This window comes from Anaerolinea thermophila (assembly GCF_020723905.1).
GTDB classification, from domain to species: domain Bacteria; phylum Chloroflexota; class Anaerolineae; order Anaerolineales; family Anaerolineaceae; genus Anaerolinea; species Anaerolinea thermophila_A.
Map to the genome: position 1 here is coordinate 243,427 of NZ_DYHZ01000001.1, position 14,994 is coordinate 258,420.

At 56.0% G+C, this 14,994-nt stretch carries 14 protein-coding genes; 4 read left to right on the forward strand and 10 right to left on the reverse strand.

Annotated elements, in window-relative coordinates; genetic code table 11:
* The first annotated feature begins 2 nt into the window (after nt 1-2).
* Complete coding sequence (locus LHF31_RS01020; RefSeq protein WP_298006026.1) at nt 3-530, forward strand: hypothetical protein; 528 nt, start codon at nt 3-5, stop codon at nt 528-530.
* Nucleotides 527-1,516, forward strand: a complete 990-nt coding sequence (locus LHF31_RS01025; protein WP_298006029.1) for an LCP family protein — start codon at nt 527-529, stop codon at nt 1,514-1,516. Before LHF31_RS01020 ends, LHF31_RS01025 begins: the two co-directional genes overlap by 4 nt.
* 16 nt (nt 1,517-1,532) lie before the next feature.
* Here the strand turns inward: LHF31_RS01025 and LHF31_RS01030 are convergent, their stop codons facing one another.
* On the reverse strand, nt 1,533-2,288 hold the full coding sequence (locus tag LHF31_RS01030) for a PIG-L deacetylase family protein (RefSeq protein ID WP_298006033.1): 756 nt from the start codon (nt 2,286-2,288) through the stop codon (nt 1,533-1,535).
* Nucleotides 2,289-2,439: 151 nt separating this feature from the next.
* Between LHF31_RS01030 and LHF31_RS01035 the strand changes: the two genes are divergently transcribed.
* Nucleotides 2,440-3,525: a trypsin-like peptidase domain-containing protein gene (locus LHF31_RS01035; protein ID WP_298006037.1), complete on the forward strand. Its 1,086-nt coding sequence runs from the start codon at nt 2,440-2,442 to the stop codon at nt 3,523-3,525.
* Between the two features lie 70 nt (nt 3,526-3,595).
* On the forward strand, nt 3,596-4,549 hold the full coding sequence (locus tag LHF31_RS01040) for a hypothetical protein (protein WP_298006040.1): 954 nt from the start codon (nt 3,596-3,598) through the stop codon (nt 4,547-4,549).
* Between the two features lie 17 nt (nt 4,550-4,566).
* Here the strand turns inward: LHF31_RS01040 and LHF31_RS01045 are convergent, their stop codons facing one another.
* From LHF31_RS01045 to LHF31_RS01085, 9 genes are all read right to left on the reverse strand, one after another.
* The gene (locus LHF31_RS01045) at nt 4,567-6,222 is read right to left on the reverse strand and encodes a VCBS repeat-containing protein (RefSeq protein ID WP_303773204.1); all 1,656 of its coding nucleotides are present in this window, start codon (nt 6,220-6,222) and stop codon (nt 4,567-4,569) included.
* On the reverse strand, nt 6,219-6,824 hold the full coding sequence (gene cyaB, locus LHF31_RS01050) for a class IV adenylate cyclase (RefSeq protein ID WP_303773206.1): 606 nt from the start codon (nt 6,822-6,824) through the stop codon (nt 6,219-6,221). The genes LHF31_RS01045 and cyaB overlap by 4 nt, the downstream gene beginning before the upstream one ends.
* 97 nt (nt 6,825-6,921) lie before the next feature.
* A complete protein-coding gene (locus LHF31_RS01055) occupies nt 6,922-7,344 on the reverse strand; it encodes a hypothetical protein (RefSeq protein WP_303773208.1) in 423 nt (140 codons plus the stop codon).
* A 14-nt stretch (nt 7,345-7,358) separates the two neighbouring features.
* The gene (locus tag LHF31_RS01060; protein ID WP_303773209.1) at nt 7,359-9,572 is read right to left on the reverse strand and encodes a glycosyltransferase family 39 protein; all 2,214 of its coding nucleotides are present in this window, start codon (nt 9,570-9,572) and stop codon (nt 7,359-7,361) included.
* 21 nt (nt 9,573-9,593) lie between these two features.
* Nucleotides 9,594-10,424 carry an NAD+ synthase gene (locus tag LHF31_RS01065; RefSeq protein WP_303773210.1) on the reverse strand — a complete coding sequence of 277 codons (831 nt, stop codon included), beginning with the start codon at nt 10,422-10,424 and terminating at the stop codon, nt 9,594-9,596.
* A gap of 3 nt (nt 10,425-10,427) precedes the next feature.
* Nucleotides 10,428-11,297, reverse strand: coding sequence for a nitrilase-related carbon-nitrogen hydrolase (locus tag LHF31_RS01070; protein ID WP_303773212.1), 870 nt, complete (start codon nt 11,295-11,297; stop codon nt 10,428-10,430).
* Nucleotides 11,294-12,019: a prolipoprotein diacylglyceryl transferase gene (locus tag LHF31_RS01075; RefSeq protein WP_303773213.1), complete on the reverse strand. Its 726-nt coding sequence runs from the start codon at nt 12,017-12,019 to the stop codon at nt 11,294-11,296. The genes LHF31_RS01070 and LHF31_RS01075 overlap by 4 nt, the downstream gene beginning before the upstream one ends.
* Before the next feature lie 170 nt (nt 12,020-12,189).
* Nucleotides 12,190-13,509: an ABC transporter permease gene (locus LHF31_RS01080; protein ID WP_303773214.1), complete on the reverse strand. Its 1,320-nt coding sequence runs from the start codon at nt 13,507-13,509 to the stop codon at nt 12,190-12,192.
* A gap of 26 nt (nt 13,510-13,535) precedes the next feature.
* Nucleotides 13,536-14,978: a COG1361 S-layer family protein gene (locus tag LHF31_RS01085; protein WP_303773216.1), complete on the reverse strand. Its 1,443-nt coding sequence runs from the start codon at nt 14,976-14,978 to the stop codon at nt 13,536-13,538.
* Nucleotides 14,979-14,994: the final 16 nt, after the last annotated feature.

Sequence of the window (14,994 nt, forward strand, 5' to 3'; positions counted from 1 at the left end):
TCGTGCATACACAACCTTCAGAGATTGTATTTTCTTCTACCCAGGAAGTCATTGTATATACGCGTCCGCGGGGAAATCCCGGCGCCGACTGGCAGGAACTGGACCGCGGTCCAGGCGTATTCCGCATTCCAGCAGGTCACGAGGTCATGCTTCGACTGCGCAATGTGGACGATGATGACCTGAAGACTCTGGTACGGGAAACAGCCGAATGTCCTGCCATTACCTTCCTGCATCTTGCAGAAAACCGCAAAATCACCGATGAAGGACTGCGCATCCTGCAGGCATTCCGCTTTCTCTCCGGTTTGAACCTGAGTTCCTGCGACCTGACTGATCAGGGGCTGAAAGCGTTGAGCGCATTCCCGCGCCTTTCCCACTTAAATTTATCCTTTTGCAACCGCCTGACCGATGCCGGGCTGAAACATCTGCGCGCTCTGCCCAACCTGAATTACCTGGACCTGCAGGGCTGTTTGAAAATCACCCACGGAGGCATTGCCCGCCTGGGAAGGCGTGACCTGACCATTCACAGATGAACAAAAACCCATCTTATCCTGAGCCTTACGATCCATTAGCCGAAACCCAACCTGCTCCCACCCTCGACTTCGACCCGTTAGCGGCATACCAGCCGATTCGTATCCCGAAAGAAGCGCCGCCCAGGAAAGTTCGCCCCAGAAAATCGCGCGGCTGCTTCGGGTGTGTGAGCCTGCTGGTAATCCTGCTGGTGGTGATCACCAGCGCCATGGTGTTCTTTGCCTTTTTACCCGGCAAAACCCGCGTGCTGATTCTGGGTATTGACCTGAACAGCGACCGCGCCCCCAGAGGAAGTTTTGTGGGGCGGAGCGATACCATCGTCATCCTGCAAGCCGACCCGCTCAAACCGCAGGTCAGCATGCTGTCCATTCCCCGGGATTTATGGGTGGCAATCCCCGGAGTGGGGGAAAACCGCATCAACACCGCCCACTTTTTCGCCGAAGCCAGCCAGGAAGGAAGCGGCGCGCAAGCCGCCATCCAGACCATCGAAGCCAATTTTGGTCTGCGCATTCCCTATTACGTGCGCCTGCGCTTTGAGGGCTTTTCTCAAATTGTGGATGCAATGGGCGGAGTGGACATCACCCTTGAAGAACCCATGGGGGGGCTGGATGCCGGCAAACACCACCTCAACGGCGAAGAAGCGCTGGCATTTGCCCGCAGCCGAAAAGGCGCAGATGACTTCTTCCGGATGCAACAGGGACAGATGGTCGTTGTGGCAGCCATGAAGAAAATGCTCAACCCGCTGACCTGGTGGCGTCTGCCGGTCATTGTTCCGGCTTTCTTCAGCGCGGTAGATACCAATTTACCCGTCTGGCAAATGCCGCGCATCGGCCTTGCCGTACTGCGGGTAGGGGTGGATCACCTGGATCACCGCACCATTACACGAGAAATGGTGCAGCCCTTTGTCACCGAGGGAGGAGCCCAGGTACTGTTACCCCGCTGGGAAGTCATTTTACCGCTGGTCCAGGAAATGTTCGGCATCCCCTAGACTTGCGAAAGAACGCTTAATCCTGCCCGCAGCAAATCCGAGCCCAGGTCTGGTCATCTACCAGCGTAACCACGCGGAACGACTCGGCATACAGCATTTCTTTGCCTTTTGCCCGTTCCGCCGCCCACTGACGGATCATCTCAGCGGGATCCCAGTCACCCATCTGGCTTTTGTGGGCACGCAGGGCTTCAATTTTTACTTCGATGGTCTCAGTAATGTCCACATACAGATTGGCATGATCCCAGGTCGTCGCATACACCTTGCGCACTTTATGGGCTTTGAAGCCCTCTTCGCGCTCAATCTCCTGAAAGAGGTGCGGTTGTCCGGCAGCGGGGAAAACCGCTTCCAGCGCTGCTAGCGAAGCCGCGCGATGATCGGGGTGATTGATGTACTCTTCTCCCGCCCAGACCACCGTGGGATCCCCCGTCACCACCACTTCCGGGCGAAAACGGCGAATTTCCCGCACCAGTTTTTTGCGCAGTTCCAGCGTGGGTTGCAGCATTCCATCGGGTTCGCGCAGGAAAACAATTTCTTTCACACCGGTAATTTCCGCCGCTTTTCGGGCTTCTTCTTCTCGAATCGCCGCAGCCTGTTCGCGGGTCAGGCTTAAATCGGCAATACCAACATCTCCGCTGGTGCAAAGCACATAACAAATGCGCGTCCCGGCGCGCGCCCAGCGTGCCATTGTTCCCGCACAACTGAATTCAATATCATCGGGGTGTGCGACAATCACCATCGCACTTTCCGGTACATAAAACGCTGAACCTGCCATGTTGCTTCAAAGCCTCCTGTTGTGAAACTGGCATTCATTCTACTCTGCCAAAAAAGAAATTGCAAACTTCAGGCTTTGACAGATTGGCTTTTCAGGAACAGGTTGAGTAAGATTAACACAGGCGGGAAACTTCTCCTGTAAGGAAATAGCCATGACAATTTCCAAATCGTTTTTACGAGAACTGATACACGGGCTTTCCAGCGCCCTTACCCTTGAAGAACTGGACAGCATCCTCCAACAGGAACTGAACCGCTCGCTGAACGATTTTGCCCCCGGACGCACCCCCAGAGAGATTCTGGTCAGCCTGATTCTCACCGCTGAGGAGGAAGGCTGGCTTCCTCTCCTGATCAGCGCCGCCCGCCGATCCCATCCCTACCACCCTGCCCTGGTTGACATTTCGCGCCGCTTCGGGCTGTCTCCCACCGTTACCATTCAGCACAGCGCCAGTACGCCCCGCCCGGCGTCCCGCCAGCGACTGGAGAAAATTTTACGCAATAACCTGCCTTTTCTCGACCCCGCCCGCTGGCGCGAACAAATGGCCCGGGTTGAACAGCAGGTGTGCCGGATTGAAATTGACCTCAACCCGCGGGGAACGGGCTTCCTCATTGCCCCCGAATGGGTGATGACGGCTTACCACGTCGTTCAGGAAATCCATGAAGGGAAAATCTCACCCCGGCAGGTACGGGTGCGCTTTCAGCATTTGCTTCCTCCCCATCAGGCGGTGCCTGCGGCAGGAGATGAATTTGCGCTCAGTAAGGACTGGCTGGTAGACTGGAGCCCGCCCTCACCGGCTGAAGAGGTAGATGCAGAAGAGCCCCTCCCCACTCCCGAGGAAATGGACTACGCCATTCTGCAACTGGCCCAACCGGCAGGGCTTTTGCCGGTTTCCTCCGCCGTTGTCTCTTCACCCCCGCGAGGATGGATTTCTTTACCCGTCGCCTTCCCCGTTGTGAACGAAGCAGACCCTTTGCTCATTGTCCAGCACCCCCTTGGCGCGCCGTTGAAAATTGCTCTGGATACCCAGGGAATTCTGGGATGGAATGTCAACCGCACTCGCCTGCTGTACCGCACCAACACACAGGCTGGCTCTTCCGGCTCACCCTGTTTTACCCTCGACTGGCAGATCATTGCCCTGCATCAACGCCGGTTGAACGGTGCCAATCAGGGCTGTTCCCTTGAAGCAATTGCCCGGCTGTTACAGGAACGCAACATCTCCCTGCCCGAAAGTCTTGACTGAATCTTGAGCCGTCCCAGCCCTCTAACCCGAGAAAACAGGATACAATGACCGTATTTCCATGGAGGTCAAAATGGACGACTCCGCGCTTGCACGTTTATCAGCAGAACAACTTGCCGGGCTTTCGGATGAGCAGAAAGCCATCTTCTGTACGCTTACACCCGACGATCAGGACTTTTTTGCCCGCACCTTTTCCCCAAACGATTTGCCCGGTGCACTGACCCGCAAAGGTGAAATCATGAACCGCCACGCCGAAGAACGAAAGCGCCTGGCTGAGATGCTCGAAGCCCTGCGGAAAGGCGCCCGGGAACATAAACCGGTGGAAGATGAAGCCGAAGGAGCGCTCACCGCGCTGGCGGCGGGGGTGCTGGGAGCAGGTGCAGTTGCCGCAGTAGCCACCGAGGGTTCGGCATCATATCAGGGGGTGGAACCAGATGACCTGATCGCCCCCCTGCAGGCAGAGTTCAACGGGCGCGGCAGTCTGATAACCTTCAGCGGCGATGCCAGCAACCTGACCGGCACCATCAGCCTGCTGACCAACGCAGGCGCCATCCCGGCAATGACCATTCAACTTGTGCGTACCCCCACCGGATGCGATGTAAAGATCAACGACCTCACCCGTCCCGGCATGATTGAAATCGTGAAACAAGGGGGGAAACGTCTGCTGGGACTGGCAGGCGCGGGTCTCTCTCTCCTGCGGGGAGACGTGCGCGGCGCGGATGACCTGTTCGAAAAAGCCAGCCGTGCCCTTTCTGAAGGCGCCGGACTGGCGGAAATTGCCGGTCACCTGCAGTTGAAAGAACGCGCCTGGAAGGTCATCCGCCAGGCTGCGGAAGCGCTGGAAGCGGCTTATCTCAAGCAAAAGCAAGCCGAACGCGCCGAACAACTGGCGCTGGAACGCGCCTGGGATGCCTATTATGCCTGTTCGACCTGCAGTGTTCCCTTTGGTGACGACGATACTGAATGCCGGGTATGTGGAAGCGCTCGACCGGCTCCTCCATCTCAACCCGACCCGCGAAGAAAATAATTTTATTCTTTCCCCTTTCAGGGAGAAGCCGTACGCTGGAAATTCCCCCGCCCGGTTCCCCACAGAATGCGGGCTCCGGCGGTTCCCGGCAAATCGTACACCACCACGCCAGAGTGAGCGGTCATCAAAATTACTTCCAGATCGGGATCAGAATCCACGCTGGCAAGGGTAGGCGCAGCTAACGCCCCGTTCCAGTTGGCATTGAACGGAGCCGGTAGCGATACCTCAAAGAGAGCCGTACCTTCAAAACTGACCATGTGCAGTTTTCCGGTGCGATTGGAACCCTTTGCCGCCCACGAGGCGAACAACACCTCGGCTTTTCCATCGAGATCCAGATCGGCTACCACCGGTTCGCTGGCAAAGCGCAGAACCCCTTCTGAGGGTTGATAAACCTCAAAGGGCCAGTTGCCGTGTTCGGTTTTGTCCAGCCAGAACGCATGCACACGCCCATCATACGACGCAAAGAGAATTTCTTTCACCCCGTCTCCATCCAGATCGGCAACCACCGGGTTGGGTTCAGCACTTTCAATGACGTTATAGTCTTCCGCAATCGGCGCCCCCGTATCCAGCGGATTGGAGCGCCAATCCCATACGCCCACACGGAATCGTGACCGGTCGGCGTTAAAGATAAACGGGGCAATATAACGGCTCTGATAGGGGGATCTGGAACAATCATACATGTTTCCTGCCACCACCACTTCACGAATGCCATCGCCGTTCACATCGGCAATGGCAGCGGGTCCATCGGCAAAGTTGGCACGGTAACTCTCAGCACGAACGCCATCACATGCTCCCCAGCCTCGTTTTTCCACATCCAGGTTTTCCCACACCCCCACCTTTCCCCAACCCTTACCGGGGTAATCGGTATTACTGGCAGGTAATTGATTACCGCTGGCATCATAAGCATTGATGTAATGCACATCCGAAGGTACAACCACCTCAAGCGCGCTGTTGCCGGTGAAATTTCCTGCCGCAGGGTTGGCGTTATATACCCCCCACGCATACCCGCTGTCATTGCTCAGTTGAGGCCAGTTGGCACGGATCTGCCCGCTGGCGTTAAAAACCCAGGTATTCACCGCGCTCCCGTATGCACGGGTAGCCAGAATTTCCATGGGACTGCCGTTGCCGTCCAGATCTGCCACCAGCAATCCGCGCCACTCACCCGTGTGAGGTTTTTGATACCAGCCTGGCTTAAAGCGCCCCTGCAGTGTGTACACCGATACCACCCCACCGGAGTGGGCAGTGATGATTTCCTGCATACCATCACGATCCACGTCCGAAACGGCAATGCCGGGCCAGGTGCGTCCAACGTTGCTCACCCCATCAAACCCTTCGGTGACATCATGCCCGGAACGGGTTTTCCAGAGGATTGCGCCGGTCTCTCCATCTATTGCCCAGATGGAGTAGGCAGAAGCCACAATATCCAGCCTGCCATCCCCATTGACATCCACCACGGCGGGCGAGGAATACCAGCCGGTTTCACACCAGGAGGAATAACACCCCAGGCGTTCAAACTTTAACACCGGCGCAGACAAGCCCCGGCTCACCAGCGGAAGATACAGCGTCGTTCCACCCCCGTTTTGCCCCCTAGCCAGGCCTGACAGGAAAAAAAGCAGCAGCAAACCGGTTCCCAGCACTCCCCATCTACCAAAACGCCGCAAGGATTGATTCATACGTCCGCTTCCTCCAGTCCAATGATAGAAAGGCGCACACTCACATCGCGCAACGCCTCAAAGGTCAAACAGGTGGGAGGAAGCCCATAAGCCTGCCTCACCCGCTCGAACAAGCCCAGGTAACTTTCCGCCACCCGCGCTTCCCAGCGCAGACCCAGGACGCTGGCAATGGCGTGAATTTTCTCTGCATTTTCACCCTCAATTTCCACAAAATTACCAAAAGGCATCTCATCCAGCACCACATGCGCATCCATCAGGCGATAGGTGGTGCGGTACTTCTCATACATTGTGCTCACCCGGTACCCCAGCGCTTCCAGAAGACGACGCGCCGCCTCAAAATCGCTCACCTCTACCTCGATTTCCTGGCGAACACTGACTTCCTGCCCGGGCTGAGCCGCGCCTTTATACGTCAGGACGGCACGGCTATCCCGCCGCAAACGGAGTACGCGCCGCTCGCGAGTCAATGTGCCTTCAGGGGTGTCAAACCGCAGATTGACCTCGTGCACGCGCGGCGCTTCCAGAACGGCACCCGCCTGTTCCAGACGTTTACGTACCGTCTCGAGGGAACGCACCGGAAATTTGGCTTCGACCTCTTGTTCCACCGGCTTAACCTTTTCTCGGGAAAAAATTGTTTTACATCCTGTTAAATGGCTGGCTTTCTTTGATTGTATCTATTTCTGGAATGGAGAGATGAGAAATCTATCTACGAAAACGAGATAAAATTTCCGGGATCATCTCTAACACAAAAGCCGCGTAAAGCAACCCGACCAGGGTCAACACGACAAGAAAACCCAGATTTAAAAGGGCTTCCCCCGAGCGGGAGAAGAACAACACATCTACCCAGTAAAGCCCTGCCCAGAGGACAATTTCGAAAAAGGCTATACGAAACCAGCGGGGTTTGCCCGACAATGTCAATCCTGCCGCACTCAGGGCTAACAGCGCCCATATCACACCAGTGAGTAGCAAATATTCCCAGCCGGGCTGAGCACTGTATCGAATCAGGAAGTCTCGATCCGTCCATGCCCAGATGGCGCGCCCAATGCTTGCCCATGCCAGCCCAAGCAGAATCAGGGTTAAAGCGAACCTGTGGATGCGTATTCCACAACCTCTCGTCGAGGACATCTTTTCACCTCCCATCAGGGCAAAGTCCCCCATTCCAGTTCCCACAGGTGCACATGTCCATCAGCAGAGTCGCTGGCATTCCACAGTTCCACCTGCAACATCGAAACTGACAGAGGATTTTCGAGCCGAAGGGTCACCATGCGTGGGAGAGGATCTTCCGGAAAATCCTGCTCCACCACATGAGGAGACTCTTCCGGCGTCTGCCACAGGCTCAAACGCACCCGGCTGGGTGTGCCGCCAATCCGAAGGCTGACCTGTTCAATGCGTTGAGGAACCGCGAAGGCAATTTTCAGAGTCAATGGGTTAATTCCTGCGGTGCGAATCAGTGTCGAGGGGTTGCGGTCGAATATATGCCGGAGTTCTCCCATATCCAGGCGGGTATGCGAAACCCGCAGGAGCATGCCATCAACCTCCAGCGATTCCTCGACTGGTTTCCTTCGCTCCGCCTGTTCCTGCGCCAGGAGTTCCTGAAAATCCGGGGCATAGCGCAGACGGACAAAGTAAAACCCCGGCGAACCGTCCGGACAGGGAAGTTCCTGTTCCACCTGAACTTCTGAAAAATACCGGCGGGGCAGTTCAAGATATTCCTGCGCCGTCATGACGAAGACCGTCTTTTCCGGGATAAATGGGCGGTAGGTTTCGGTATAAGCCAGATAAGAATTGATTTCCACCGGCGGCGGGTCCTGGGGCAGGAAAAAGCGAGCCAGCACATCCGTGCCGTTTGCCCAGGTGGGAGTCAGCACAACTTTCAAATCGGGTTCGTGTTTTAATCGGGTCTGGATTTCCGCAAACACCTGTCGAGCGCCGTACTGTACTCCATTCAAACCATAATCCCGGGTCCAAAAAGCGCCATGAGTGAGGGCATCGTTGAGCATTGAGACATTCCCTGCCGCCAGCGCCAGGTAGATCAGCACCAGTAAACCATTCCCCCGAACCGGCGCCGGGATGTGATCCATTCGCTGGTTGATGGCGTCAAGAATCTTTTCCATCCCCAGCGCAGTGAACAATGTCAGAGGGATCACCATGCATAGCACCCGGGTAATTCCTTCTCCAACCAGCACTGCCCCCAGGGGAGACACCAGCCACGCCAGGAACACCGTGCGCGCGCGTGTGTCTCCACGAAACATCTGGAATACCGCCCAGACAAAACCCATCACCGTGAAAGGCGCAAGCAGGCGCGGAAAATGTCCGTAGTTTTTCATCACATGGCGGATGATGTCAAAACGAGGCTCTCCCCACCAGTAAGCCGGGCTGAGCAGGTTGAGGTAAATCTCTCCGGCGCGGCGCAGTTTATCCAGCAGGGGTAATTCTGCCAGCCAGTAAGACCCCAGAATCTCCAGATGTTGATTCAAGCCGGCAGGGTGGAGCATCAAAAAACGGATGAAAGGGATGAGCCACACCACCGCCACCGCCGCACTGATGAACGTAACCCGCGGAGTACGCCAGTGCCAGCGCCAGTCCAGAACCACCAGCAGGAGCGACAGCACCGCTATGGTCAGACGCATGGGAGCATAGGCGTAAAACGTCAATGCTGCAAAGGTGACTGCCCACGGGAGCGAAGCCGGATGATCCTGTAAATACCACAGGTAACAAGCCAGAAAAGCCGCAAAGAACGTGGTCCCCAGCGCGGTCTCGAAGGCAGTGCGGGAATGCAAAAACCAGGCCGGTGTGAGGGAAAGAATCAGCACCGCCAGCCAGGGGATACGGCTGGCAAACACCTTATGCATGGTCAGTCCCACTGCCAGCGCAGCGAGGAGCGTCATTACCGCCGCCGTTGCGCGGGTCACCTCGATGGAACGGGGAAACAACAACGTGGGAATAACCTGTAAGTAAACCGACACACTCAGGTTGTACTGCCCACCATTGGGGAAGTAAGTGGGCAGAAATTCGCCGGTGTATCCATGAAAGCCATCGCGAATCAAATCCGAAGCCAGCATGGTCTGGATGGCTTCATCAGAAAAGAAGTACACCGGAAATTGCGCCAGACCGGTCAACCGCACTGCCAGGTAGATTGCCAGCGCCAGCCAGAAGGCAACTGCCGGGAGAATGGTGCGCCAGCGTCCTTCATCCTTTGAGAAGGTGGCTTCATGCCGTTCCAGCACTTCATCGGCTTCGGAACGAATTTCCACCACCAGATTCCCGGATTCCGCCAGTACCCGAACCCGCTTTGCTCCGGCAGGTAAAGGCAAATCCACTTGCAAGGGAGTTCGTCGGCGCAGGATGGACATCTTCGCCTTCAAAAGGATGGATCAGGTACCCCAATCGCGCAGGTAGAGGAAGTCGTATCCCACCGTGCGGTTGCTCACTTTGGCAATAGGCGGGAGCATGCGTTTAAACTGGTTTTTGCGAACCCGCTCGACCACTGCATGAACAAAGCGAGCCTCAAACCCGGCTTCGATGCATTCCTGCGGGGTATAGCGTTCATCCACCAGCAGGTAAAGCAATTTATCCACCTCGGCGTAAGTAAAGCCCAGTTCGCCCTCATCGGTTTGTCCTGTCCATAAATCTGCAGATGGGGGTTTCTGGATGATCACATCCGGAACACCCAAAGAGCGTGCCAGTTGTCGCACCTGCGTTTTGTAGAGATCGCCAATCGGGTTCAATGCACAGGCAGAATCTCCATAGAGAGTGGTGTAACCCAGAAGGATTTCCGTCTTGTTGCCTGTGCCTACCGCCAGCCCGTTGAACGCCGCCGTCTGATCGTAGAGGACAATCATGCGCATGCGCGCCATGATGTTGCCCTTACGCAGGGAATCCATCTCCGGAAAATGGGCAATGAGCGGGTCAACCATTTCAGTAATTTCAAAGGTGTGAGACTGCACCCCCGTGGCTTCAATGACCATTCGGGCATGCTCAAGCGATTCTAGCGAAGAGGTGCGATAGGGCAGACATAGCGCCAGCACGTTCTGCGGACCCAGCGCTTCTGCGGCAAGGAAGCAGGATACTGCCGAGTCGAGTCCACCGGAGAGGTTAATCACCGCCCGCTCAAATCCCATGCGGGTAATTTCACTGCGAATGAAACCGGTAAGGATGCGCCGCACCAGATCCGTGTTAATGCTCAGATTCACCTGTACTTTCATGGCTTACCTCCCGCTGAAATGGGTGCGGTCGCTGACAATCCGGTTGAGTTCCCGCTGAACCAGCGCTGTGCGCTCATCGCGTAACAGTGGCAGACGGGCACGGGTGCGATGCAGTTGATTCAGGTCTACTTCCACCAGTGTAAGGGCTTCTTCAAAGGCAGGACCTTCGGCAAGCAATTCACCGTTCGGATCATAAAGCGCCGCCTGTCCCCAAAAGTTCAAACCATCCTCAAAACCCACCCGATTGGTATGCGCCACAAAACTGGTATAGAGGCTGGCATAGGCACGCAGGATGTGATTGACCCAACGCGATGAGTCCAGCACGTCTTTTCCCGTTACCCCCCTTCCGGGCGAAGCCGACATAAAAATGAACAAATCGGCGCCGTCCAGCCAGAGCAGGTAAGGCGGCGAAGCGTGCCAGAAATCCTCGCAAATCAACATACCCACCCTGCCATAGGCAGTATCAAATGCCTGCACGCTGTCCCCCCAGGCAAAGAAACGTCCTTCATCGAACAATCCGTAGGTAGGCAGGTACACCTTGCGATGCACATGCAGCACCTTGCCGCGGGAAAGATACGCAGCCGCAATGTAAAAGCGATTGCGCACATCCTCTTCAACAAAGCCCACCACAATATCCAGCCGCTGACTTGCCGCCAGTAAAGGCGCAAAAACGGGGTCATCCACCCGCGGACGGCAGGCGACCATCGGGGTCAGATCCTGCAGAACGTACCCCGTCAGGGATAATTCTGGAAAAACCACCAGGTCTGCTCCCCGGGAATTGGCTTCCTCGATGATGGCAAGATGTTTTTCCAGATTTTTCTGCACGTTACCCAGCACAGTATTGATTTGAGCCAGAGCAAGGCATAATTTCATAGGTTTGTTGGTTTTCCTCCTGAACGGCGATGAGCCATAAAATGCAAAATGGTAAAACAGGATAAGAAGAGCAACTCCAAAACCAGATAGACCCACGTATCCACGCGAAGATTGTTCCACCGGGGCATGGGATCTGCCCGAAAGAGGGAAGCCACCAGCCCCACCAGGGTGAGCCAGGTCAATGCCAGACTGGATAGCCAGCCCGAAGGGCGAGGGATGGGAATCAGGGCTTCCATTAACCCGTAAAAAAGGATCAAACTGAACGCCGCGAAGGGCTGAACCGGCACCCGCCAGGTCACCCAGCCCGCCTCATCAGGTGCAGGAACACCCAGCCAGCCAGGCCGGGCAACCGCCCCGTAGGCACAACCTGCCAGCCAGCATCCCAGCCAGCAACTGACTGCCAGCGGCGGTAAGAGCGGGTAAAGCCGATCTGCCATGCGAAAATACGGAACACGAAAGAGCAGAGAAGCCGCCCCAACACCCAGTAATGCGCCGGTAATTGCCCCCGGCGCAGAAAGACCACCCAGCCAGAATTGAAAGATTTCCTGAGGAACCTGCCGAAAGTAAGCGAGATTGACCAGCACATACCCCAGACGCGCACCTGCCAGCGCCCCAAGAATTGCCAGGATGGCGCCATCCAGCCACTGCAGTTCGCGCTGACGGCTGACGCGCCACAGTCCTATTCCTCCGCCGATCATGAGCAGTAGACTGAATTCGTTCACCCAACCTCACCTGTGCGGGTATAACAAAATCATACCACAATCCCCCACCCACACCACGCAGCCATACGTCCGTCATACCAAATTCTGGACAACTTTCCTGTGTAAAAAACTGCGGCGTTCCCGCAAACCGGTGGCAGGAACACCGCAGTACAGCAAGCCTGAACCCGTAACTACTCGTACTTCAACGCCACCACCGGCACCATGGTGGCAGCGCGCAACGCAGGGTATAACCCCGAGAGAATGCCAACCAGCGTGGAGAAAACCAGCGCAAACAGTGGCAGCCAGGGTTCAATATATGCAGCCGGACCGGGCGGCTGCCCCCCAAACTGCACCGGATTGGTAAGGTAACTTGCTGCCAGCACATTAATCACCTGCGCCAGTCCCCATGCCAGCGCCACTCCACCCACACCTCCAATCAAACCAATGCCGCCTGCTTCTCCAAGAAAAATGCTCATCACATCGCGGTTGGTGGCACCAACTGCCTTCATCAAACCAATTTCGCGGGTGCGCTCAAGAATCGCCATGGTCATGGTATTGGCAATGCCAATGGCGGCAACCAGCAGGGCAATGGCGCCAATCCCGCCAAAGACAATCTGAATGATAGTGTAGAAATTATTCGCGCTCTGGATAAACTCCATCGGAGAGTATGCCTGATACCCCAGGTCGTTAATTTGTTTGGAAATCTCGGTGGTTTTTTTGGAGTCGGTGGTCTTGACATAGAGCATGTCATACCCCTCTTTATTGCGATTGATGCGCTTGCCCATCAACCACTCATTCATCTGGGTCAGGTCATCCATGCGCATGATCATACCGTAATCGGTCTCATCCATGCGTTGCTTAATGATGCCAGCAATACGAACCGAGTACACTCGCTCGGTCATGGTGCCATCCTGAGCAAATTTCTGCACCACCAGTTTCAATTGTTTTCCTAAAATTTCTGGTTGCTCCGGTTGAGGCTGTCCGGGGCGCCAGCGCGGATCGTTAAATCCCTTGGCAAGGTATTCTCCCACCAGGGCTTCCCCGCGTTTCAATTCGGCAACCCCTTCTTTCATCTGGAAATTGAACACGCTCAAGTCAGGCGTATCATACGCCATGATGAAAGGGTAGGTTTCCATCCTTCCCGCCACCAGCCGGGCGCCACCCCGCAAAGAATCGCGGGGAATGACCTGTGCCACGCCTTCAATGGCAGAGAGTTCTGCGATAGCCTGAGGGGTGAGCAGTTTCGTCTGAGGCTGCCCTGACCCTCCCGAGCCGCCACCGCCAACCGGTTGACTCATTACCTCTCCATATTTAGGGTACACGGTAATCAGGGTCAGATTGCCTACCTGTGAAAACTGGCGGGTGGCATTGCGCTGCAAGCCGCTGGCAAGTGCCACCAGCACCACTACCGCCGCGGTACCAATCACCACGCCAATCGCGGTGAGTGCTACCCGTCCTTTACGGCGACCCAGGTTATAGAAAACCAACCCCAGATAATCCAGGAATCGCATGGTTTATCCCTTTTCCTTAAATCCCATCATGGACCTTTGAGAGGCGGAACCGGCACGCTTTCAAATTCCTGCACCGGCGCTTCCCCTTCCGGCACAACCGGCTGGGGCAGGGCACTGTCCAGCCCTAACAGCCCACGCATGAAACGCCACACCTTCTGCCAGAAGGTTTCCTGAACAGGCTGCACCGGAATCTCTCCCTCTCCGGACGGCATCCCCGGCTCAATCACGGGCGCGCCTTCCTGCACCACCACCGGGATGATTTGCTCCACCTGACGGGGCTGATTGAAGTCATCGGTGTAATTCAACACCACCTTGATGGTCATCTCCCCTGCCTGCATGGGAGTAAAGGTGGTATCCAGCGTATAGAATCCACCCGGGTCCAGCGCGCCTACCAGCACCGTATTGTTCTGCAATTCCGCTCCTTCTGCGCTGACGGTCATATTGCCCAGCACCACAGTGGTCTTTCCCAGGTTCACCACCTGAATGGGCAGAATATTCGGCTGTCCAGAGAACAGCGGACCGGGATCTCGATAAAAATTCACCTCCAGTACGGGCAGGCGGTAGATCAGCAGCGTTATGATCTGGTCATCTACCAGCCGAAGCCCTTTTGGATCGGTGTACACAAAGGAGATTTTGAGCGTGTACGCACCAGGATTGGCAGATACATTGACGACCAGATCCGAGGTGGTACTCAGGGATGCTCCTGCCGGAACATCTCCCAGAAACACCAGGTTGGAAGACCCTACCGGCGCAAAGACGCTCAAATCGCCCCCAGCGCCGCTCACGCCGCCGGGTTGTGGCGTGCCGCCTGGATCAGGCGCCACGCCACCGCCTAGCACCATCGTCACCGAGCGGGCATCCGCATTCCCCAAATTTCGCACATCCAGAGATAACTTAAAGAGGGAACCGGGCTGAAGCGGGTTGACATCGGTACGATAACTTGAAACCACCAGTTGAGGACGAACCACCGGCGCCAGTGTGGGGGTTGGGCTGGGCGTAGGCGTAAACGCAGCGCGGTAGTAAATCCGCAATTGCAGGGTAATGGTAAAACGCTCGCTGTACTGCGTACCATCCGGACCTGTGTAGGACAGATTGAGCGGGATGGTACCGACCGGCTGCCCCGCAAGACTGGAACTGACCAGGAACCGCTGGGTGACTGTACGATCTCCGCCTGCCGCCAGCATTCCCAAAGCCACAACCCCACCGGTTTCCTGAGGAAGGAATGAGTCATTGATGAAAGAGAGAATCAGGTTGCTGGCATCCTGCGTGGCGCTGATGTTCTTCAACTCCACAAACAGGTTGAAGGAATCGCCAACAGCAATGGTATCTTTATCCAGATAGTAGCCGTTAATGACCACCAGGGGGCGATCCGTCACCGGCGCAGGCGTCTGGGCAAACACACCTTGCCCGGGCATGATCAGCATCAACAGCAAACCGACTAAGAGAATGAGATGGTACCGTCTGGTCATGTAAACACTCCGTTCC